Annotated in this window: 17 protein-coding genes; 11 read left to right on the top strand and 6 right to left on the bottom strand. The window is 71.2% G+C overall.

Translation table 11 applies throughout. The features are described from left to right. Window positions 1-65 precede the first annotated feature (65 nt). Both ACWEFL_RS07955 and argF read left to right on the top strand, forming a co-directional pair. The gene (locus tag ACWEFL_RS07955) at window positions 66-1298 is read left to right on the top strand and encodes an arginine deiminase (RefSeq protein WP_451709046.1); all 1233 of its coding nucleotides are present in this window, start codon (window positions 66-68) and stop codon (window positions 1296-1298) included. A gap of 267 nt (window positions 1299-1565) precedes the next feature. Beyond that, window positions 1566-2582 carry an ornithine carbamoyltransferase gene (gene argF, locus ACWEFL_RS07950; RefSeq protein WP_451709043.1) on the top strand — a complete coding sequence of 339 codons (1017 nt, stop codon included), beginning with the start codon at window positions 1566-1568 and terminating at the stop codon, window positions 2580-2582. 143 nt (window positions 2583-2725) lie between these two features. Here the strand turns inward: argF and ACWEFL_RS07945 are convergent, their stop codons facing one another. Beyond that, the gene (locus ACWEFL_RS07945) at window positions 2726-3148 is read right to left on the bottom strand and encodes an ATP-binding protein (RefSeq protein WP_451709040.1); all 423 of its coding nucleotides are present in this window, start codon (window positions 3146-3148) and stop codon (window positions 2726-2728) included. A gap of 403 nt (window positions 3149-3551) precedes the next feature. Between ACWEFL_RS07945 and ACWEFL_RS07940 the strand changes: the two genes are divergently transcribed. Together ACWEFL_RS07940 and ACWEFL_RS07935 are read left to right on the top strand one after the other, a co-directional pair. Then, entirely contained in the window at window positions 3552-4379 is an 828-nt protein-coding gene (locus ACWEFL_RS07940; RefSeq protein WP_451709038.1) for an enoyl-CoA hydratase family protein, read from the top strand. A gap of 377 nt (window positions 4380-4756) precedes the next feature. Beyond that, a complete protein-coding gene (locus ACWEFL_RS07935) occupies window positions 4757-7147 on the top strand; it encodes a bifunctional salicylyl-CoA 5-hydroxylase/oxidoreductase (protein WP_451709035.1) in 2391 nt (796 codons plus the stop codon). A 150-nt stretch (window positions 7148-7297) separates the two neighbouring features. Here the strand turns inward: ACWEFL_RS07935 and ACWEFL_RS07930 are convergent, their stop codons facing one another. Next, entirely contained in the window at window positions 7298-8104 is an 807-nt protein-coding gene (locus tag ACWEFL_RS07930; RefSeq protein ID WP_451709032.1) for a PaaX family transcriptional regulator, read from the bottom strand. 39 nt (window positions 8105-8143) lie between these two features. Then, window positions 8144-9778 carry an AMP-binding protein gene (locus tag ACWEFL_RS07925; RefSeq protein WP_451709030.1) on the bottom strand — a complete coding sequence of 545 codons (1635 nt, stop codon included), beginning with the start codon at window positions 9776-9778 and terminating at the stop codon, window positions 8144-8146. 122 nt (window positions 9779-9900) lie between these two features. Here ACWEFL_RS07925 and ACWEFL_RS07920 point away from each other — a divergent pair, with 122 nt between their 5' ends. From ACWEFL_RS07920 to ACWEFL_RS07910, 3 genes are all read left to right on the top strand, one after another. Continuing rightward, the gene (locus ACWEFL_RS07920; RefSeq protein WP_451709027.1) at window positions 9901-11013 is read left to right on the top strand and encodes an acyl-CoA dehydrogenase family protein; all 1113 of its coding nucleotides are present in this window, start codon (window positions 9901-9903) and stop codon (window positions 11011-11013) included. Continuing rightward, a complete protein-coding gene (locus ACWEFL_RS07915; RefSeq protein ID WP_451709024.1) occupies window positions 11010-11408 on the top strand; it encodes a RidA family protein in 399 nt (132 codons plus the stop codon). Before ACWEFL_RS07920 ends, ACWEFL_RS07915 begins: the two co-directional genes overlap by 4 nt. 373 nt (window positions 11409-11781) lie before the next feature. Next, on the top strand, window positions 11782-13359 hold the full coding sequence (locus tag ACWEFL_RS07910) for a DUF6056 family protein (RefSeq protein ID WP_451709021.1): 1578 nt from the start codon (window positions 11782-11784) through the stop codon (window positions 13357-13359). A 34-nt stretch (window positions 13360-13393) separates the two neighbouring features. Here ACWEFL_RS07910 and ACWEFL_RS07905 read toward each other — a convergent pair whose 3' ends face one another. The 3 genes from ACWEFL_RS07905 to ACWEFL_RS07895 all read right to left on the bottom strand — a co-directional run bounded on the left by ACWEFL_RS07905 (window position 13394) and on the right by ACWEFL_RS07895 (window position 18255). Further along, a complete protein-coding gene (locus ACWEFL_RS07905; protein WP_451709018.1) occupies window positions 13394-14845 on the bottom strand; it encodes a ricin-type beta-trefoil lectin domain protein in 1452 nt (483 codons plus the stop codon). Window positions 14846-14954: 109 nt separating this feature from the next. Beyond that, the gene (locus tag ACWEFL_RS07900) at window positions 14955-16532 is read right to left on the bottom strand and encodes a DUF6056 family protein (protein WP_451709016.1); all 1578 of its coding nucleotides are present in this window, start codon (window positions 16530-16532) and stop codon (window positions 14955-14957) included. A gap of 136 nt (window positions 16533-16668) precedes the next feature. Next, complete coding sequence (locus ACWEFL_RS07895; RefSeq protein WP_451709014.1) at window positions 16669-18255, bottom strand: N,N-dimethylformamidase beta subunit family domain-containing protein; 1587 nt, start codon at window positions 18253-18255, stop codon at window positions 16669-16671. A 236-nt stretch (window positions 18256-18491) separates the two neighbouring features. Here ACWEFL_RS07895 and ACWEFL_RS07890 point away from each other — a divergent pair, with 236 nt between their 5' ends. From ACWEFL_RS07890 to ACWEFL_RS07875, 4 genes are all read left to right on the top strand, one after another. Beyond that, on the top strand, window positions 18492-18884 hold the full coding sequence (locus tag ACWEFL_RS07890; RefSeq protein WP_451709012.1) for a YybH family protein: 393 nt from the start codon (window positions 18492-18494) through the stop codon (window positions 18882-18884). A 1-nt stretch (window position 18885) separates the two neighbouring features. Beyond that, the gene (locus ACWEFL_RS07885) at window positions 18886-20385 is read left to right on the top strand and encodes an aldehyde dehydrogenase family protein (RefSeq protein ID WP_451709010.1); all 1500 of its coding nucleotides are present in this window, start codon (window positions 18886-18888) and stop codon (window positions 20383-20385) included. A gap of 124 nt (window positions 20386-20509) precedes the next feature. Continuing rightward, window positions 20510-21727, top strand: coding sequence for an acyl-CoA dehydrogenase family protein (locus ACWEFL_RS07880; protein WP_451709007.1), 1218 nt, complete (start codon window positions 20510-20512; stop codon window positions 21725-21727). After that, on the top strand, window positions 21724-22230 hold the full coding sequence (locus ACWEFL_RS07875) for a flavin reductase family protein (protein WP_451709004.1): 507 nt from the start codon (window positions 21724-21726) through the stop codon (window positions 22228-22230). The genes ACWEFL_RS07880 and ACWEFL_RS07875 overlap by 4 nt, the downstream gene beginning before the upstream one ends. Window positions 22231-22420 lie beyond the last annotated feature (190 nt).

The following is a 22420-nucleotide window of genomic DNA, read 5'->3' as shown; positions in this document are numbered from 1 at the left end:
TGCGAGAGGCAGAAGCTCTCGGCGTTCGCCGAGTGAAGGGCGCTCCGCCCGGTGAGGATGGGGACATGGGATTCCACGTCGACTCCGAGACCGGGCGGCTGCGCCGGGTCATACTGCACCGGCCCGATCTGGAGCTGAAGCGCCTCACGCCGAGCAACAAGGACGCGCTGCTCTTCGACGATGTGCTCTGGGTGCGCCGCGCCCGTCATGAACACGACGGGTTCGCGGACGTTCTGCGCGACCGAGGGGTGGAGGTGCATCTCTTCGGCGATCTGCTGCGTGAGTCGCTGGAGATCCCCGAGGCCAGAAAGCTCGTCCTGGACCGGGTCTTCGACGAGAAGGAGTACGGGCCGCTCGCCACGGACCATCTCCGTGCCGTCTTCGACGAGATGGCGACCGCCGACCTGGTCGAGGCGCTGGTCGGCGGTATGACCAAGCGGGAGTTCCTCGCGGGCCACCCCGAGCCGACCTCCGTCCGGTTCCATGTGATGGACCTCGACGACTTCCTCCTGCACCCCCTGCCCAACCACCTCTTCACCCGCGACACGTCCGCCTGGATCTACGACGGCGTCTCCATCAACGCCATGCGCTGGCCGGCCCGGCAGCGGGAGACCGTGCACTTCGAGGCGATCTACAAGTACCACCCGCTCTTCACCGGCCCGCACGCCGGAACGTTCCACCACTGGTCGGAGGGGCAGGACGACTACCCCTCCACCATCGAGGGCGGCGACGTCCTGGTCATCGGCAACGGCGCGGTCCTGATCGGCATGAGCGAGCGCACCACCCCGCAGGCCGTGGAGATGCTGGCCCGAGGGCTGTTCGCGGCCGGTTCGGCGCGCACGATCGTGGCGCTGGACATGCCGAAGCGCCGGGCGTTGATGCATCTCGACACGGTGATGACGATGGTCGACCGGGACACGTTCACGCAGTACGCGGGCCTGGGCATGCTCCGCTCGTACACCATCGAACCCGCCGAGGGGTCTCAGGCGCTGAAGGTGAGCGACCATCCGCCGGAGCAGATGCACAGCGCCATCGCCGCCGCGCTGGGGATGAAGGAGATCCGGGTGCTCACGGCGACCCAGGACGTGCACGCGGCGGAGAGGGAGCAGTGGGACGACGGCTGCAATGTGCTCGCCGTCGAACCGGGGGTGGTCGTCGCGTACGAGCGCAATGTCACCACCAACACCCATCTGCGCAAACAGGGCATCGAAGTGATCGAGATCCCCGGGAGCGAGCTGGGGCGGGGGAGGGGAGGGCCCCGCTGTATGAGCTGTCCGATCGAGAGGGACGCGGTCTGAAGAGCACGGTCCGGAGAACACGGCAAAACGCGTTCCGCGGAACACGGTCCGCGGAACACGGTCCGCGGAACACGGTCTGGGGGAGACGGTCCGAGTGAGCCGGTTCGCGGGCCTCGCCCGGGGAGGCGAGGGCCGAGGGGGATGCGCCGATAGAGGGTGTTCACCCGTGTTCACCCCAGAGTTCTGTATATCAATGCGTACTTTCGTATAGACTTCCATCGATACCGCGTCCGCGACCCCGTTTTTCGTGCCCCAGGAGCAGCCACCATGGCGATACATCTCGAAGGCCGCCACTTCCTCAAGGAGCTGGACTTCACCGCCGAGGAGTTCCGCGGTCTGATCGATCTGGCCGCGGAGCTCAAGGCCGCCAAGCGGGCCGGTGTCGAGGTGCGGCGGCTCGCCGGGAAGAACATCGCGCTGATCTTCGAGAAGCCGTCGACCCGTACCCGCTGCGCGTTCGAGGTCGGGGCCGCGGACCAGGGCGCTTCGACGACCTACATCGACCCGGCCGGTTCGCATATCGGCAGCAAGGAGTCCGCCAAGGACACCGCGCGGGTGCTCGGCCGGATGTTCGACGCGATCGAGTTCCGCGGTGATGCGCAGACCACGGTCGAGGAGCTGGCGGAGTTCGCCGGGGTCCCGGTCTACAACGGCCTCACCGCCGACTGGCACCCCACCCAGATGCTCGCCGATGTGCTCACCATGACCGAGCACACCGCCAAGCCGCTCCAGGAGATCTCCTACGCCTATCTCGGCGACGCCCGCTTCAACATCGGCAACTCCTACGTGGTCACCGGCGCTCTCCTCGGCATGGACGTACGGATCGTCGCGCCCGAGGCGTACTGGCCGGCGCCGGAGATCCTGGCCCGCGGCCGTGCGCTCGCCGAGACCAGCGGCGCCCGGATCACCGTCACCGAGGACATCGCCGAAGGAGTGCGGGGCGCGGACTTCGTCGCCACCGACGTCTGGGTGTCGATGGGCGAGCCCAAGGAGGTCTGGGACGAGCGGATCAAGGCGCTCGGCCCGTACTCCGTGACCATGGACGTGCTGAGGGCGACCGGCAATCCGGGCGTGAAGTTCCTCCACTGCCTTCCCGCGTTCCACGACCTCGGGACCACGGTCGCGCGCAAGATCCATGAGAGCCACGGCCTGACCGAGCTGGAGGTCAGCGACGAGGTGTTCGAGTCGGAGCACTCGGTGGTCTTCGACGAGGCGGAGAACCGTATGCACACCATCAAGGCGGTGATGGTCGCGACCCTCGCGAAGCCGGAAGCCGCCCTCTGACGGGCCCGCCGGGTCGCGAAACCCGCTGCCGGCCGCGCCTGACCCCTGACAGGAGCGTGAACGCGCCCGGTGGGCGAGCAGCGCGGTCGGCGGGGGAGCGAGGGGTGCGCGCGTGGGACTTCCGCGGTCGGCCCGGGGGGCCGTCAGTCCCGTAACGGGAGTCTGAACCAGACCGCCTTGCCTGCGGCGGTGGGGCGGTGCCCGCAGTCGGAACTCAGCGACCGGATCAGCAGCAGACCGCGCCCGTGTTCCTGCCAGGGGTCGGGCGCGGCGCCGTTCGCCGGGTAGATCAGCTGCCCCGGCAGCACCGGATCGCCGTCGTGGACCTCCACCCGGCAGCCTGTCGGCATCAGCTCCACCACCAGCACTATCGGCGAGTCGCCGTTGGTGTGCTCCACCGCGTTGGCGACCAGTTCCGCCGTCAGCAGCTCGGCCGTATCCCTGTCCGCCCCGCCCTCGGGATCCGCCAGCGCTGTACGTATCAGGGCACGGGCCATGGGCACGGCCGCCGTGGCGTGCGGCAGATCGATGCGCCATGTCGTGGCGGAGCCGGATGATTCCCACATGGGCGGAGTCCATTCAACGCGTGTAGACATGGATACGTGGAGCGGGTCGGTTCCGTTCGATCGCAAGGGGGTTCTGTGAGCGGTATCTCTCCCTGTCCAGCCTAGGGAGCCGGTGGGGTGGAAACAGAGGCCCCCTGCCCGCCTGGTCAGGACCTGTGCCATAACCGCGACGGGACCATTGCCGTGTCACATCCGCCGGGAGTCCCGGTCGCCGGCCGCCCTTCGCGCGTCCGCGCCTCGGTGCACCGCCCCCTCGGTGCGCGGCCGCCGCTCCGTGCCGTCGCGGAGTGACCGTCCCGTCGAAGAGCCACTGTATCGCGCGAGCGTGACGGCAGTCACATTTGAGTGATATTTTCGAGGGGAGAGTCAGACAGCAGACCCCCGCTGTAGGAGGCCGCACTCCATGAGCCCCTTCACCGGCTCCGCGCCGCGCACCGAGGAATGGCGTCATCTCCGGCTGACCGTGCGGGACGGGGTCGCGACCGTGACGCTGGCCCGCCCCGAGAAGCTCAACGCCCTCACCTTCGGGGCCTATGCGGATCTGCGTGATCTGCTCGCCGAGCTGTCACGGGAGAGGTCCGTACGGGCGCTCGTGCTCGGCGGTGAGGGACGAGGCTTCTGCTCCGGCGGCGACGTCGACGAGATCATCGGCGCGACGCTCTCCATGGACACGGCCCGGCTGCTGGACTTCAACCGCATGACCGGGCAGGTGGTACGGGCGATCCGCGAGTGTCCCTTCCCCGTGATCGCGGCGGTCCACGGCGTCGCGGCGGGCGCGGGCGCGGTGCTCGCGCTGGCCTCGGACTTCCGGATCGCGGATCCGTCCGCGCGGTTCGCCTTCCTCTTCACCAAGGTCGGGCTCTCGGGCGGTGACATGGGCGCGGCGTATCTGCTGCCCAGGGTCGTCGGGCTCGGCCACGCCACCCGGCTGCTGATGCTCGGCGAACCGGTCCGCGCGCCCGAGGCCGAGCGCATCGGCCTGATCAGCGAACTGACGGAGGAGGGCGACGCCGACGCCCGCGCCGCCGAACTCGCCCGCCACCTCGCGTCGGGCCCCGCCCTCGCCTACGCCCAGACCAAGGCCCTGCTCACGGCCGAGCTGGACATGCCGCTGGCGGCCTCGGTGGAGCTGGACGCGGCGACGCAGGCCCTGCTGATGAACGGTGAGGACTACGCGGAGTTCCATGCGGCGTTCACGGAGAAACGGCCTCCGAAGTGGCGGGGCCGATGACCCGCCCGCGGTCCCCGACCACCGCGAGGGGGCCGGGCCCGGCCCTGACCCCGCAGGGCTCCGGCCCGCACCGGGCTCCGCACGAGGGCTCCGGCCCCCACCCGGCCGCGGTCTCGGACTCGGCCCGCCATCCGGACCCGGCTCCGGACGCGCATCCAGCCCACCACTCGGACACGGCCCCCGGCTTGGCCTCGGACTCGACCCGGCGCACGGCTCCGGATCGAGGTTCGGCCCGCCACCCGCACCCGGCTCGGATCTCGGCCCCGGACTCGGACGCGGGCTCCAGCCCGCACCCGGCCGCAGTCTCGCACCCGCGCCCGGCCGCGGTCTCGCACCCGCGCCCGCACCCGCACCCGGTTGCGGTCTCGGGCCCGGACTTGGGCCCGGACTTGGGCCCGGCCCCCGGCCCGGTCCCGGTCGCGGCTCGGGACCCGGTCGCAGCGGCCGAGTCCGCGACCCGCGCCCCCGCCCCCCTCCGTATCGCCGTCATCGGGGGCGGCCCCGGAGGGCTGTACGCCGCCGCGCTGCTGAAACGGCTCGATCCGCGCCGCGAGATCACCGTATGGGAGCGCAACGCGCCCGACGACACCTTCGGATTCGGTGTCGTCCTCTCCGACGAGACGCTCGGGGGCATCGAGTACGCCGACCCCGTCGTCTACCGGGCCCTGGAGCGCGAGTTCGTGCGCTGGGACGACATCGACATCGTCCACCGGGGCCGTACCCTCACCTCCGGCGGCCATGGATTCGCCGCGCTCGGCCGGCGCAGGCTGCTGGAGATCCTGCACAGCCGCTGCACGGACCTCGGCGTACGGCTTCGCTTCCGGGCCCCCGCCCCGCCCGCCGCCGAACTCGCCGCCACCCATGACCTCGTCATCGCCGCCGACGGGGTCAACAGCCTCACCCGGCAGGCGGACGCCGACGCCTACGGGCCGCGGATCACCACCCACCGCTGCCGCTACATCTGGCTCGCCGCGGACCTCGCCTTCGAGGCGTTCCGGTTCGAGTTCGCGGAGACCGAGCACGGGGTGATGCAACTCCACGGCTATCCGTACGGCCCCGACACCTCCACCGTCATCGTCGAGATGCGGGAAGAGGTCTGGCGGGCGGCCGGATTCCACCTCGATGGCCGCGGTGCCGAGGGCGGCGGCAGCGCGCGGTGGTCCATCGACCGCTGCGCCGAGATCTTCGCCGACGCGCTCGGCGGCCGGCCGCTCCGTGGGAAGGACTCGGCCTGGACCGTGTTCCGGACGGTCGTCAACGACCGCTGGTCCCACGGCCGTACGGTGCTCATCGGCGACGCGGCCCACACCGCGCACTTCTCCATCGGATCCGGCACCAAACTGGCCGTCGAGGACGCCCTCGCGCTCGCCGCCCGCATCGGCGAGCGGCGCTCGCTGGACGAGGCGCTCATCGCGTACGAGGACGAGCGCCGCCCGGTCGTGGCGTCGACGCAGCGCGCGGCGGCGGCCAGTCTGCGCTGGTTCGAGGAGGTGGCGGGCTGCCTCGACCAGCCGCCACGGCAGTTCGCCTTCAACCTGCTGACCCGCAGCCGCCGGGTGACCCACGGCAATCTGCGGCTGCGCGACCCCGGGTTCACGGACTCCGTCGAGCAGGAGTTCGGCTGCCCGCCCGTCACACCCCCGATGTTCACCCCCTTCCGGCTGGGCGGGCTCACCCTGCGGAACCGGATCGTCGTCTCCCCCATGGACATGTACTCGGCCGTGGACGGCGTCCCGAGCGACCTCCACCTCGTCCATCTGGGCGCACGGGCACTCGGCGGAGCCGGGCTCGTGATGACCGAGATGGTCTGTGTGAGCGCGCCGGGACGCATCACCCCCGGCTGCACCGGTCTCTACACCGCCGAGCAGGCCGGGGCCTGGCGGCGTATCACCGAGGTCGCGCACTCCGTGTCGCCCGGCACGGCCATCGGCGTCCAGCTCGGTCACTCGGGCCGCAAGGGCTCCACCCGGCTGATGTGGGAGGGCATGGACGAACCCCTCCCCGAGGGCAACTGGCCCCTGACCGCCGCCTCGCCCCTCCCGTACCGGGCGGGCGTCAGCCAGGTGCCGCAGTCGCTGGACCGGGCCGGGCTCGCCGCCGTCCGCGAGGAGTTCGTCGCTGCCGCCCGGCGCGCGGCCGACTGCGGATTCGATCTCCTCGAACTCCACTGCGCCCACGGCTACCTCCTCTCCGGCTTCCTCTCCCCCCTCACCAACCGCCGGACCGACGCGTACGGCGGCTCTCTCGCCGACCGGCTCCGCTTCCCCCTCGAAGTCTTCGACGCGGTACGCGAGGTCTGGCCCGACGAGCGGCCCATGACGGTCCGTATCTCGGCCACCGACTGGGCGGCGGGAGGCACCACCGAGGAGGACGCCGCCGGGATCGCCCGCGCCTTCGCCGCACATGGGGCCGACGCCCTCGACGTCTCCACCGGGCAGGTCGTCGCGGACGAACGGCCCGAGTACGGCCGCTCGTACCAGACGCCCTACGCCGACCGGATACGGAACACGGTGGGCGTCCCGGTCATCGCGGTCGGCGCGATCTCGTCGTGGGACGACGTCAACTCCTTGCTGCTGGCGGGCCGCGCGGATCTGTGCGCACTGGCGAGGCCGCATCTGTACGACCCGCACTGGACGCTGCACGCGGCGGCCGAACAGGAGTACGCGGGGCCGGCGGCGCCGTGGCCGCTGCCCTATCAGGCGGGCAGCCGCAGGCCGCCGACGGGCCGTGTGGACGCGCCCTCCGCCCCCAGGCGGCGGACGGGCTGACATCCGGTGGCCCGCTGCCTCCGCTCCGCGGCTTCCGGCCCGTCAGCGCGCGACGCGCGGGGCGGCGGCGGAACCCCTACAACGAGCCCCCACAAAAAGGCCCCCATAGAAGACCCCCACAGAAGGCGCCCGCGAAAGCCATGCCGCGGCTCACGGCCGCACGAACGCCACACCCTTCTCCCGCAGCGTTTCGTGCAGCGCCGCGAAGACCTCCGCCGAACGACCGCCCGGCCAGCCCTCCGGAAGCAGCTCGACCGGGAGGCCGGGGTCGGCATAGGGCAGCCGCCGCCAGGAGTCGAGCGCGAAGAGGTAGTCGCGGTAGGCGTCCTCGGGGGATCCGCCGTCCCCCGAGGACCAGGCCCCGAGCACCGGCTCCTGCGCTTCGAGGAACTCGTCGTGCAGTTTGGCGATCGCCCCCAGGTCCCACCAGGCCGCCACCGCCTCCGACGTCGCCGCGAAGCCCAGGTGTTCGCCCCGGAAGAGTTCGACGTACGGGTCGAGCTGGAGGCGGCGCAGGGTGTGACGGGTCTCCTCGTACAGCCGCGCCGGGGCGACCCACACCCCCGGCGCCGCCGAGCCGAAGCCGAGGCGGCCGAGCCGGGAGCGCAGCAGATGGCGCTTGGAGCGTTCGGCCTCGGGCACCGAGAAGACCGCGAGAACCCAGCCGTCGGAGAGCAGCGGGGTCTGGCGGTCGTAGATGCGCCGGTCGCCGTCGTCGAGCAGTTGGCGGGCGTCGGTGGACAGGGTGTAGCCGGCCGCGTCGTCCGGGGTGCGGGCGGCGACCAGCAGACCGCGTCGTTTGAGCCGGGACACCGACGATCGCACGGACGGCGCGTCCACGCCGAGCGCGCCCAGCAGCCGGATGAGTTCGGCCACGGGGAACGGCCCCTGACGTTCGCGTCCGTACGCGCCGTAGAGGGAGACGATCAGGGAACGGGGGGTGTGCTGGTCGGCCACACGGTCACTCTAGGTCGCTTCTGGTGGATCTTGCAGGGCTCACGCGAGTTCGCGCAGCCGGAAGCGCTGGAGCTTGCCCGTCGGGGTGCGGGGGAGGGCGTCCAGGAAGACGATCCGGCGCGGGCACTTGTACGGGGTCAGCCGGGCCTTCACCGCTTCCGCGAGCGCCGCGGCGGTGGCTGCGGCGGCGTCCTCGGACGGGACGCCGTCCCGGAGCACGACGTACGCGACGGCGATCTGCCCGCGCAGTTCGTCCTCGCGCCCGATCACCGCGGCTTCCGCGACCTCGGGAAGGCGCAGCAGCGCCTCTTCCACCTCGGGCCCGGCTATGTTGTAACCCGCCGAGATGATCATGTCGTCGGCGCGGGCCACATAGCGGAACCAGCCGTCGGGCTCGCGCACGTAGGTGTCCCCGGTGAGGTTCCAGCCGTCGCGTACGTACTCCCGCTGGCGTGGATCGTCCAGATAGCGGCAGCCGACCGGGCCGCGCACGGCGAGGAGCCCCGGCTCCCCGTCCGGGACGGGGAGCCCGGCGCGGTCCACCACGCGCGCCTGCCAGCCCGGTACCGGAACGCCCGTGGTGCCCGGCCGGATCGCGTCGTCGGCGGCCGAGACGAAGATGTGCAGCAGCTCGGTCGCCCCGATGCCGTTGATGACGCGCAGCCCGGTCCGCTCCAGCCAGTCGTGCCAGGTCGCGGCGGGCAGATTCTCCCCGGCCGACACACAGCGCCGGAGGGAGCCCAGCCGGTGCGAACGGGGGTCGCCGAGCATCACGCGGTACGCCGTCGGTGCGGTCAGCAGCACCGACACCCCGTGCTCGGGTATCGCGTCCAGGAGCTGTAGCGGACCCGCCTGTTCCAGCAGCAGCGCCGACGCGCCCGCCCGCAGGGGGAAGATCACCAGCGCGCCGAGTCCGAAGGTGAAGCCCAGCGGCGGGCTCCCCGCGAAGACGTCGTCCGGCTCCGGCCGCAGCACCCGCGCGGAGAAGGTGTCGGCGACGGCCAGCACATCGCGGTGGAAGTGCATACAGCCCTTGGGGCGGCCGGTGGTGCCCGAGGTGAAGGCGATCAGCGCGACGTCGTCGGCGGCCGTCGCCACGGCGGTGTACGGCTCGGCCGGCCCGTCGGCCGCCAGCCGCAGCAGATCGTCGGGCGCGTCACCGCCGTACACGGTGATCCGCAGGCCCGGAACGTCCGCCTTCGCCTTCTCCAGATCGTCGAGCGAGCGCGCATCGCACAGGGCGTGGCCGACGGCGGCGATCTCGCACACCGTGGCCAGTTCCCTCGCCCGCTGCTGGGCCAGTACGGTGACGGCCACCGCGCCGGCCTTCATCACCGCCAGCCAGCAGGCCGCGAGCCACGGCGTCGTGGGGCCGCGCAGCAGGACACGGTGGCCGGGGACGACCCCGAGGCGCGCGGTGAGGGTGTGGGCGATCCGGTCGACGCGGTCGCGCAGTTCTCCGTACGTCCACACGTCGCCGGGGACCGCGGTCCTGAAGACGGGCCGGTCCGCGCCGAAGCGCTCGATCGTGCGGTCCAGCAGCTCGTGCCCGCAGTTGAGGCGGTCCGGATAGCGCAGTTCGGGCAGGTCGAAGAGGAGATCGGGCCACTGCCCGGCCGGAGGGAGATGGTCGCGCGCGAAAGTGTCGAGGTGGGCCGAGGGCGTCAGCTCCATGGTTCGCCCCCCTTCTCATGATGGGGTCGTGAATGGAGCGTATCGTGATGGTGACGGCAGTCAATGGTCCGCGATAGATGGGTTCGCTCCGGTGGAGATCCACCGCAGAAGTGGGGGCACGAATGCCCGTATTCTCGCTCGATCCCGCACAGACCGCCCGGTGCGCGGAGCTGCGCGCCCTGGCCGCCGACACACTCCGGCCGCTCGCCGACCGGGGCGAGGCGGGCCGGGTGAACCGGCCGCTGCTCGAGGCCCTCGGCGGACTCGGCCTTCTGGAGCGACTGTTCGCCGGGGCCGGCGCGCTGGAGATCTGTCTGCTGCGCGAGTCCCTCGCCCACGGCTGTACGGAGGCGGAGACCGCGCTCGCGCTCCAGGGGCTCGGCACGTTCCCCCTCGTCCAGGCGGGCACACGCGGACAGCGTGAGCGCTGGCTCCCCGAGGTCATCGCGGGCCGGGCCGTCGCCGCCTTCGCGCTCAGCGAGCCGGACGCGGGGTCGGACGCCGCCGCCCTGGCGCTCGAAGCCGTGCCGGACGGCCGGGGCTGGCGGCTGAGCGGCGCGAAACGCTGGATCTCCAACGCCCCCGAGGCCGACTTCTACACCGTCTTCGCCCGGACGACCCGGGGCGCGGGCGCACGCGGAGTGACCGCGTTCCTGGTCCCCGCCGACCGCCCGGGGCTGACCGGGACCGCGCTGCGGATGCTCTCACAGCATCCCATCGGCGCGCTGGACTTCGACGCCGTACCCGTGACCGGCGACGATGTGCTGGGCGAGCCCGACCGGGGCTTCCGGGTCGCCATGAACACCCTCAATCTCTTCCGGCCCAGCGTCGGCGCCTTCGCCGTCGGCATGTCCCAGGCCGCCCTGGACGCGACGATCGCCCACACGGCCTCCCGGACCGCGTTCGGCGGCCCGCTCAAGGACCTCCAGACCGTCTCCCACCAGGTCGCCGAGATGGCCACCCGCACGGAGGCGGCGCGGCTGCTCGTGTACGCGGCGGCGGAGGCGTACGACGAGGGCGCGGCCGATGTGCCCAAGCGGTCGGCGATGGCGAAGCTCTTCGCGACGGAGACCGCCCAGTACGTGGTGGACGCGGCCGTGCAACTGCACGGCGCGCGGGCGCTTCAGCGCGGACATCTGCTGGAACACCTCTACCGGGAGGTGCGCGCCCCGCGGATCTACGAGGGCGCCACGGAGGTTCAGCGCTCGATCATCGCGAAGGAGCTGTACGCATGAGTCTGCACCGCCACAACCCGACCGAGCTGTCACCTCCGGCGGGCTTCTCGCACGCCGTCACGGCCACCGGGTCCCGGCTGGTGTTCCTCGCCGGGCAGACCTCGCTCGACACGGCCGGAAAAGTGGTGGGCAGGACGCTGCCCGAGCAGTTCGAGACGGCGCTGGCGAATCTCCTCACGGCCCTCGCCGCCTCCGGCGGAGCCCCGCAGGACCTCGCCCGCGTCACCGTGTACGCCACCGATGTCGCCGACTACCGCGCCCACGCCCCCGAGCTGGGCCGGATCTGGCGGCGGCAGGCGGGCCGCGACTATCCCGCGATGGCCGTGATCGGAGTCGTACGCCTCTGGGACGAGCAGGCGCTGGTGGAACTGGACGGCACGGCCGTACTCCCGTGAGGTTTCCGGGTCGCATTTCCCTGGTCCGTCCGAGGGCTTTTCGGTGAGGCGCGGGACGCGCGCGGTCGAGCGATTCAGCGGCGACGGCGGTGACGAGTAGGGTCGGTCATCGATTGACCCGGTGTGGTTCGGGCCGCTGACAATTCCGCGACCGGTCCGGGAATGGAGAAATTCCGTCGCGCGGCGGAATTCATCGCCGCACCGCCCCATTCCTGCTCTTCTCTCATTCCCGCCCGACCGGACGAATCCGGCGTCGCTCGAACCGCCATGCCCGAAGCGGGTGCCCGGAAGCCCGGTACGACAGCGAAAGGCAGTGCCGTACATGGCCGCTGACGGATCGGGGACAGCGACCCCGGATCAACAGCACAGAAGCGTGACTCCGCCGGACGGGAAGGACAGCGCGGAATCCGGACGGCGGCAGACGGCGTCCTGGCCCGCGGCCCTCGCGCTGCTGCCCCTCGGACTGCTCGCCACGGCGGTCTGGTTCGGACACTGGGTCCGACCGGGCGCGGACGACTGGTGCTTTCTGCCCCAGGTGCGGGAAGACGGCATCTCCGGTCTGGTGCGGAAGTTCTACCTCCAGGACAACGGGCGGGTCACGAATGCCGCGCTGACCGGTCTCTACGCGAAGTTCGACATCGCCGGGCACCAGTGGTTCGCCTTCGTCAGCGGCGTCACCGTGCTGGGCATCCTCTGGGCCGTGACGGCTCTGGTGCTGCGCAGGACCGGCCTGACGGTACCGCGCGGAGTGCCGCTGCTCACGGCGGCCATGGTGACAACGGTCTTCCTCCTCGCGACGCCCAACACCTACAAGACGTTCTACTGGCCCGCTTCGTCCGTCTCGCACACCCTGGCGCCCGTGTTCGCCTGTGCCGGTGCGATTCCGCTGCTCCTGGCCCGTTCACGCGCGGGGAGGAACGCGGCCCTGGCCGCCGTGTTCGTGGCCGGGCTCCTCGTGGGCACGCTGTCGGAGGAGACGACCGTCGTCGTACTCGTGGTGCTCTCGGCCGCCCTTCTCCTCAGCTGCCGGATCCTCACCGACCGACGGCGACGCGCCTACGCGCGGACCTGGTGCCTGACGGGCATCGCCGGGACCGTGATCGGCGCGCTCGTACTCGTCACCTCTCCCGGCTCGCAGAACCGGCGCGAGCGCTACGGCGCACAGGGCACGTCCGTCATCGCGCCCGAGGCGCTGATCGAGTCCCTGCGGGCGTTCGCGCAGATCGTGGGAACCCTTCTGACGACATGGCAGTACCTGGGGGCCGTCGCGGCCGGAGTCCTGCTGGGCCTGCTCGTCCGGGGCCCCGCCGGGCGCTCGACGGCCCCGCTTCCGCACCGGCCCCTCCTGGTCTGCGCCGGAGTCCTCGTCTTCCTCGTCTCCGGCTATCTCTGCACCGTCGTCGCGCTTCCCGCGTTCGGCCCGGGGGTGGCGACCGCGAGCCGGGCATGGAACGACTACCTCCTGCTGTACACCGTGCTGCTCACCGCCGCGGGCGCGCTCCTGGGGGACACCCTCCGACAGCGCGCACGGCGTGCCGGTCCCGTGGAAGCCGGGAGAGCACCGGAAGTACCGGATGCACCGGACGCGCGGGAAGCACCGGACGCGCGGAAACCGGTGAACTCGCCCAGCGCGGCGCACGCGGTACGAGCGGCGAACACGGCGCGAGCGGCGATGGCGGCCAGTGCGGCCGTGTGCGCCCTCGTGTGCGTCGCCCTCACCGTTTCGCTGGGCCACCTGGGGCAGGACATGCGGGAACGGGCCCGGAACTGGGACCGCCAGGACCAGTGGATGCGCCTCCAGTCGGCGCACGGCGCCCAGGTGCTCCCGTACAAGCCGCTGTCCGTCAGCCGGATGGGGGAGCCGTTCGGCAAGCACGGCTCCTGGCCCGCCAGTTGCGTCGCCGACTACTACTACGTGGACAAGGTCACCCACTCGACGGCGTTTCCCTGACCCCGGTGCGAACCGGCACGGCCGACCGGCCGCGTCAGCCGTGCCGGCGCCAGTACAACTCGGGCTGGGTCCGATCGCCGCAGTCGGCGAGGCCCAGCACGGGGTGCTGATCCGTGCGCGAATCCCATCGCGGGGGGAGTTCACGGTCGTTCTGGTACAGGCACATGCCCCCCTCCCCGGCGATCCTCCAGGCCGCACGCTTCCACGTGGCGCTCTTCCACGGCTTCAGCGTCCACTTCTGCGCGGTGCCCGACTCCTGGCAGCGGGCCAGTCCGGCGGTGTCGGGCAGCAGGGTGAGACAGTAGCCTCCATAACGCTGTGTTCTGATCGCTCCGGCGCCGGTGACGTCCCACTTCTGCGCGTCGGATCCATCGCAGCCGTTGATCCGGACGGAGCCGGCGGCCGGCGACGGGTTCACCGCTTCGAGGCACTGTTCCGGATTCCTGCCGCTGAACACGGTGGTCCGTCCGATGTCCCCCATGATCTCTCCGGGGCGCGGATCCCGGTGGACCTGCTGGTACTGCCGATGGGACCAGTCCACGTCGTCGCCCTGGAGGGCTCCCTCGTAGACGTTCTCCGCGAGACATCCGACGGGGGGACGGCAGCCGATCTGCGCGAGATACCGCCTTACGCTCGACTCCTTCGCGGCAACCTGATCGGGAGGGAGATTGGGCTTCAACCGCGACATCGTGTATCCGAGATAGGACGTCACGGGAATTCCGCTGATGTAACCCGCTTTTCTGAAGTACCGGGCTCCGATTCCGTGGTCGCTGTGGTCGACGTTTCCGCGGAGACCGAAGGCGAAGGACGCATGGTCGTAATCCAGAGTGAGAATCCGCTCCGCCTTCATCTGCCGTGCGAGCCCGGACAGTGTTTCCAGTAATTGCTCTTCGGTGTAGCTCTCCTCACTCTGGAACAACCGGATGCTCTCCCGTGTCCCCAGGAACAGCCTGAGCATGCTCTCCGGGCTCCGCCCGCTCGGATGCCCGTCGTGCAATCCCATGAAGGTCAGCCGCACGGACCGCGCCGGACCGCCGTCGAGTCTGAAGGATCTGACGCTGCGGCCGTTCACCCGCACAGGGGCCGCGGTCCAGCGGTCGGGTACTCCGGCCAGCTCGGCGTAGGCCGCGCGCACCCCGTTCTCCCGCTTGTGCACATAGTCGCGGGCGACCTCCGGATTACGCTTCCCGCCGTCGCCCGCGGTGAGATACACCGTCATGACCGGGCAGCCGGCCCGGAGCGTCTTCCTCGTCTCGGGATCGATGAAGAACAGATCGTCGTCCTGGTGCGCCACACCGACCAGGGTGCGCCGGCACTTCGGAGCCTTCTCCGCCGCGTCCGCCGCCGGAAGGGACGCGGAGTCCGGGTCCCGGCCCCCCGGGCGCTGATTCCCCGGAGAACAGGACGCCCCCTGGACCGCGAAGAGGGCCAGAACGCCGACGGGAACCAGCATCCGTACCCAGAAGCCCCTCGTGCCGGCACTCACGCGACCCACGAGATCGACCTCCTGCCCACCACACGACGGAAGTCCCACCATGCCCCTCCGCGGTCCCGCGCGAAGGAACCAACACTCGGAAGTCAGCCCCGTGCTCTCCTCAACGTGACCAGGGCGGTGTCGTGGAATGGGTGACCCGGTCCAGACGGTAGTAGTCGGCGACGCAACTCGCCGGCCAGGGGCCGCGCCTGTTGAACGGCTCGGTCATTCCGCCGACCGGCGTCGGCCGGTACGGGAGCACCTGAGCACCGCTCGCCGCCTGGGCGCGGAGCCACCGGTCCTGTTCGTCCCAGACCCCGGCCCGTACGCGCATGGCGTCTCCCAGACCCGCCAGCGAGAACGCGAGGGCCACGCACACGATTCCGCACACGGCCGCACTCGCCGCTCGTACCGCACTCGCCGCTCGTACCGCACGCGCCGTTCCGACCGCGCCCGGACGCCCCTCGCGCAGGCGCGGCGTCTGCCCCACCAGCACGCCGAGACCGACCAGGAGCACGATGTACAGGAGGAGGAAGTCGTTCCACAGACGCGTCGAGGTCACCACCCTGGGGCCGAAGGCGGGATAGGCGACGACCGTGCAGAGATAGCCGGAGACCAGGAAGACGAGAACACCGGCACAGGCCGCCGGGGCCCGCCGGACCGACCGCACCGCGCGAACGCCGGGCCCGGTCGCCAGGAGCCCCACCAGGACTCCGACCGCGACCGCGCCCAGGTACTGCCATGTCGTCAGGAGATGCCCCAGGATGCGCGCGAAGGCTTCCAGCGACCCGATCAGCGATTCGAGGGCGAACAGCGACGGGTGCTCCTCGCCGTACCGTGCGCGCCGGGTCCGTGAGCCGGGAGAGGTGGCGAGTACGAGCGTGCCGATCACGGTCCCGGCGGCGCCGGCCAGGCACCAGGTCCGCGCGTAGGTCCGTCGCCGACGGTCGGCGATGGTCCGGCGGCTGAGGAGAAGGACGGCCGAGAGCACCACGAGCACGACGACCGAAGTCTCCTCCGACAGCGTGCCGATCACGACACCCGCCACGAACACGGTGGCCAGGGCAGCGTTCCGCCCCGCGCGGGAACGGGCCCGTAGCAGTGGAATCGCGGCGGCGCAGGCGAGCACGGGGGCCAGGGTGTGCGAGATCGACGCGGCGGGCCAGAAGAACGTCTTGTACGTGTTGGGTGTCGCGAAGAGGAAGAGGGCCGTCACCATGGCCGCCGTGAGCAGCGGCACTCCGCGCGGCACGGCCAGGCCGGTCCTGCGCAGCACCAGAGCGGTCACGGCCCAGAGGACACCCAGCACGAGCACACCGCTGAGGGGAGCGAACCACTGGTGCCCCGCGACGCCGAACTCCGAATACACGCCGACCAGCAGGGCGTTCGCGACCCGGCCGTTGTCCTGGAAGTAGAACTTGCCGACCATCCCCCAGACGCCGTCGTCGCGCACCACGGGCAGAAAGCACCAGTCGTCCCCGCTGGGGCGGACCCAGCGTGCCGACCATCCCGCCGCGACGAGCAGCCCGAGGGGCAGAAGCGCGAGGGCCGCGGGCCAGGACGCGGTCAGCCGCCGCCCGGATTCCGCGCCGCCTTCTCCGGCTGGACGGTCTTTCCCGTCCGCGCCTTTCCCGTTCCCCGGACGTAAGCACTCGTTCGGCTGCTCCGAGGTGCCCATCCTCCCTCTGTCAGCGACCATGCTCGCACCGCCTTTCTGGCCCCAGCCCGATCCGAACGACCGACGTTAGCCGCCCGCCCGAGTCCCGTACCGGTCGGGCGGCACGGCGAACGGGCGACACGGCGAACGGCAGGCGACGTCGGCCTGTGTGCCGGTGTCAGCGCGCCGTGGTCGGATACACCTCCCGGACGTTGTCGCGGGGCGCCGGTCTCTTTCTGCCGCCGGGGCCCTCCGCGAACGCGCGGAGCAGGTTCTCCGTGGTGCGGGTGACGAACGCTCCGGTGCGTGCGTCCATGCCGTGGTTGCGTCCGTTCTCGCGGGTCCCGGCCATCAGCCCCTCGACCCAGCGCATGGTTCCGGAGGCGAACACGCCCGCTCCGCTCGGCACGGTGTAGTAGGCGGAGTCCGCGTGGCTGTGCTTGCCGTTGCAGACCAGCGGGGAGTGGGAGACGATCTCGATCGGCCTCGGCAGGGGCGTGCCGGGCGTCACCCGGTCGTACTCCACTCCGACCAGATGGGCGAAGGAGTCCCCCCGCTTCACACCGGTTCCCTCGAAGAGCCAGTGATCGCTCCGGTGGACGACATACGGGGCGTCCGTGGGATAGCCCTCGTAGAGGACGCCGGTCAGAGAGGACTCGGGGTCGGGCCGGGGCTGCTGGCGGAAGTCGTTGGTCGGCAGGTCCGCGCGCCCCGCGAAGTACGGGTCGTCGCGGTAGTCGGTCTTGTAGCAGACCACGGTACGGTCGGCGCCGGTGGGCCCCGGCTCCAGTCTGATCCGCCGATAGCAGGTGTTGGCCCCGAGGAAGGCCACATTGGTTCCGGCGTCACGCGCTCGGGTCACGTGCTCCCGCTGCCGCGGGGTCCAGTACTCGTCATGGCCGAGCGAGAGGACGGCGACCGCGCCCCGCAGCGCGTCCGGGTCGCGGTCGACGTCCGGACCCGTGGTGTACGCGAGCGGGATGCCCAGCCGCTCCGCGAGGACCACGGCCGCCCGCTCGTAGACCAGGAACTTCTCCGCGCCGTCGCGGTCGTACGGCCGGTCGAAACCGACGGCCAGTGAACGGGTCGCGTATCCGCCGTCCTGGCCCTGGTAGAGGTTGTAGCCGCCCCAGGCGTTGTACGCCTGCCAGGTCGCCACCGCGTGCATCAGGACGGTCCTGCCCGCCGCGGTCGCCGAGCGGACGATCAGCGGCACATAGCGCTGGTGGCCGTTCTCCGCGTCCAGCCGCAGCAGATACGCCCCCTCGGGCCAGCCTCCGGTGCGTACGGCGAGCGTGCGCCGCCAGTCCGCCCGTACCGTCCGGGTCGGCTCCAAGAGCCGGGGACCGGACTGTACGGAGCCGGGGATCCGGTCCGAGCGCCAGACCAGCCGCGCCTGTGCCCCGCCGTACCAGCCGACCCGGAAGGCCGAGACACGGAAGCCGGCGGCCGTGGTGGAGACGTGCAGTCCGAACTCCTCGCCCGGCAGCACACTCGCCTTGTCGGTGTAGCCCTGGACGGCCTCCGGCAGTCCCTCCGAGCGGATACGCCAGTCGGCGTCGCCGGTCCGGGCCCGCTCCTCGTCCTCCGTCCCGCTGGGGGCGGCGGACGGGCCGGACTCCGTACCGGTTCCTCGCTGGGCCGACGACTGGCAGCCGGTCCCGGCGACACCGGCGGTCACCGCCCCGCCGACCGCGGCGGAGAGGAAACGCCTGCGTCCCAGATGGCCGGAACCCCCGGCGTCCTGCCCTTCTCCGTGTTCCATCGCGTCCGCCAAACCCGTCTCGCCGCGCGGTCACGGCCCATCGTCACGCGGCGCACGCAGGGCCGCGAGCCGGAAGGAGCCGAACCGGGCACCCAGGTTCCGGGGATTCCCCCGGTATCTCCCCCGCATCCCCCGGCTGGGGGATGCCGCCGGAACCCCGTTCCGGGGGGATGTGACCGTCCGGGGCCGCTTCCTACGGTGTGAGCAATTCAGGCCACATACCGCCAGGAGTCACGATGGGTTCACACCAGAGCGTAACCGAGCTCAACGAACTGTTCGTCGAGGCGATGAACGCCGGCGACCTCGAACTAGCGCTGTCCTGCTGGGACGAGAACACCGTCTTCCAGACAGCTCCGGGGACGGAGCCCGTGCACGGGCTGCCCGCGCTGCGGACCGCGCTCCAGCAGTTCATCGACACCAAGCCCCATCTGACGGTGGAGGAGCTGCACCGGGTCGAGGCGGGGGACATCGTCCTGGTCGCCCTCAAGTGGCATCTGACCGGGTCCGGACCGGACGGGCAGCCGATCGAGATGGGCGCCGTGGACAGCAACGTCTTCGTCCGCCAGGCCGACGGCACCTGGCGGATCCGTATCGACAACCCGTTCCACTCCCAGCACGTCGGCTTCTGACATGACCGCCACCGCACCCATGACCGAGCGGCTCACGCTGAAGGAGCCGCAGCCCCTGCTGATCGGGGGTCGGGAGGTCGAGGCAGAGCGGACGTTCCCCGCCGTCGATCCCAGCACCGGCCGCGTCTGGGCACATGTCGCCGAGGGCACGACGGACGATGTGGACCGCGCCGTCGCGGCTGCTCAGAACGCGTTCCTCAGCTGGCGGGACACCTCGCTCGACACCCGGCAGGCCCTGCTGTGGGCCATCGCCGAACGCCTGACCGAGGACGCGCGGAACTGGCCGGCCCTGCTCGCCACCGAGAACGGCCGGGCCATCCGCGAGGGCGGTCTGATCGACGTACCGACGGCCGCGGAGATCTTCCGCTTCTTCTCGGGCGTCGTCCGGGATCTGCACGGGCGGACCGTGCCCTGCGGCCCGAACGCCCATGTGGTCGCCACGCCGCGCCCGGTCGGCGTCGTCGCCGCGATCGTCCCCTGGAACTCGCCGCTGATCTCGGTGGCGCACAAGCTGGCGCCCGCCCTGGCCGCGGGCAACACCGTCGTGGTCAAGCCCTCCGAACTCGCCTCGGTCAGCACGGTCCACTTCATCCGGCTCGTACAGGACCTGCTGCCGCCCGGCGTCGTCAACGTCGTCACCGGCTTCGGCCACGACGTCGGACAGGCGCTGGTGTCGCATCCGGGCGTCGCCAAGGTGAGCTTCACCGGGGGCACCGAGACCGGGCGCCGCATCCTCGGCGACGTCTCGACCCGGCTGGTCCCGGCCCTCATGGAGCTGGGCGGCAAGGGGTCCATGGTGGTCTGCCCGGACGCCGATCTGGACACCGTCACGGAGGACGTGCTCACCGGCATCTTCGCCGCCAACGGGGAGGTGTGCTTCGCCTCCTCGCGGCTCATGGTGCACCGCGACCGCTACGACGAACTGCTGGAGCGGATCACGGCACGCGCGGACGCGATCACGGTGGGCGACGCCCTGGATCCGGCCACCCAACTGGGTCCGCTGGTGACGGCCCGACACCGCGACGCGGTCGCCGCCCGCGTCCGGGCCGCCGTGGCCGAGGGAGCCGAACTCCTGGCGGGCGGCCGGGTGCCCGAGATGCCCGGCGAACTGGCCGGCGGCAGCTACTACCGCCCCACCGTCCTGGCGTCCCCCGACGGCACGACGAGCGCTTCGTGCGAGGAGTTCTTCGGCCCCGTCCTCACCGTCGAGGCGTGGACCTCCGAGGACGAGGTGGTCGAAAGGGTCAACAGCGTCGCGTTCGGCCTCGCCAACGGGGTGTGGAGCGCCGATCTCGCTCAGGCGTACCGACTCGCGGACCGCCTCGACTCGGGGATGGTCTGGATCAACACCTGGTTCGCGACGCCGCTCGGTCAACCGCAGGGCGGCGTCAAGGCCAGCGGCTTCGGCCGCGAGGGCGCCGCCGCGACCCTTCTCGAATACACCGCGACCAAGGTCGTGCACACCAGCCTCGACACCACACGTCCTCCGATGTGGACCTGACACATCCCCCGACCCGGACGTGTCACATCCCCCGACCCGGATGTGACACGTCCCCCGATCCGGAGCCGAGGACACCGGCGGACCGACGACCAGGACGACCAGGACGACCAGGGAGAAAGACACCATGCATTTCGGACTCGACGAAGAAAGCCGGGAACTGGCCGGACTGGGCGCTCGCCTCGCCGCCGAGTTCGCCCCCCGCGCACAGGAACACGACCGCGACCGCAGCACCGCCACCGAGAACTTCGCGAAACTGCGCGAGTCCGGGCTCTACGGCGTGGCGATACCACGCGAACTCGGTGGTCTGGGGGCCAGGACGACCCAGTGGCTCGCCACCGTCGAAGCGCTCGCCAAGGGCGACGCCTCGACGGCGCTGGGCTTCAACATGCACTACGTGGCGACCCGCATCATCTCCACACTCGACGCCGTGCCGGACGACGCCAAGAAGCGCGTCGCCGACCTGGTGGTGCAGGAGGGCGCGCTGATCTGCGCGCCGCTCTCCGAGCCGTCCGCGTCGAGCCTGCTACCGGCCACCTATGTGCCGACGCTCTCGGCCCGCCGGGTGGACGGGGGGCTGGAGATCACCGGCAACAAGATGTTCGCCTCGCTGTGGGAGGCGAGCGACTACGCCTTCATGTTCGCCCATCCGGAATGGTCGGACGACCCGTCCCATGTGGTCGGCTTCCTGATGCCGACGCGCCAGGACAACGCCGACGCGGTCACGGTCACCGACAACTGGGACACGCTGGGCATGCGCTCCACCCGCAGCAACCAGGTCCGGATCTCCGGCGCGTTCGTACCGGACGACCTGGTCCTGTGCGAGTTCGACGACTTCCTCGGCAACTGGATCGTGGCCCAGGCGCATATCTCCTGGGGCGGGTACACGGGCTGCTACCTGGGCGTCGCCGAGGCCATGGCCGAGTGGCTCCAGGACGCCCTCGGGAAGCGGATGGCCAAGGGCTTCGCCCAGCCGATGGGGTACCACCCGACCATCAGCAGCGCCATGGGGCACGTCGTCGCCCAGGTCGAGGCGGCGCGGCTGATGATGTACCACGCGGCGTGGGAGGCCGACGAGAACAGCGGACCCAGCCTCCAGACCTGTGCGGCGTTCCTGCGGGCGAAGCTGATGCTGGCCACGGCGATCCACACGGTCTCCACGCTCGGCACGACCGCCGGCGGCCTCAGCTCGCTGATGCGCGAACGGGGCTACGAGCTGATGCTCCGCGATGCCATGACCGGTCCGATCATGCCGCCGAACTCCCTGGCGTGCGCGGAGATGGCGGGGCTGATCTCGATGGGGCTCGATCCGGGCCAGGCGCCGGCCCTGCTCACGGCGTCATGAACCGCACCGCCTTGTCCGATCCGTCCCAGGAGTCGCCGCCGCTCGACTCCGACACCTTCCGGTCGGCGTGCGCGCAGTTCCCCACCGGCGTCGTGGTCGTCACCACGGCCGCCGACGGGAAGCTGTACGGCAGCACCGTCAACGCGTTCACATCGCTCACCGCGGAGCCGCCCCAGGTGCTGGTCTGCCTGGCGGCGACGTCCCGTACCTGGTCGGCGATCGAACGCTCCGGGGTGTTCGCCGTGAACGTGCTCGCCGCCGATCAGGCGCCCACCGCCCGGCTGTTCGCCTCGAAGGATCCGGACAAGTTCGCGCAGGTGGACCATCTGGCCGGTGCGGTCGGAGCGCCGCTGCTCACCGGGACCGTGGCGCGGTTCGAGTGCCGGCTCGCCGGGACGGTGCGCAACAACTCGCACTGGATGCTGATCGGGCGGGTGGTCGCGCTGGCCTCCGACCCGAGCCGTGAGTCGCTGCTCTTCCACCGCGGCCGCATGACCGGGTGACGATCCCGCGCACGCCCATCCGTACGCCGATCCGCACCCTGATCCGCATGCCGATTCGCCCGTCGGTACGTACGTCGGTACGCACGTCACCCGTCGGTACGCACGTCGATGGCCCGCCCGCAGCACGCGGCGGGCCATCGACGTTCCACCCTGCCACCCGGCGCCTACCCAGGCATGTACCAGGCATGTA

It is taken from the genome of Streptomyces sp. NPDC004838 (genome assembly GCF_053600955.1).
Note: the sequence above shows the minus strand (reverse complement) of the source record. Positions and strands in the feature narration are given on the sequence as shown.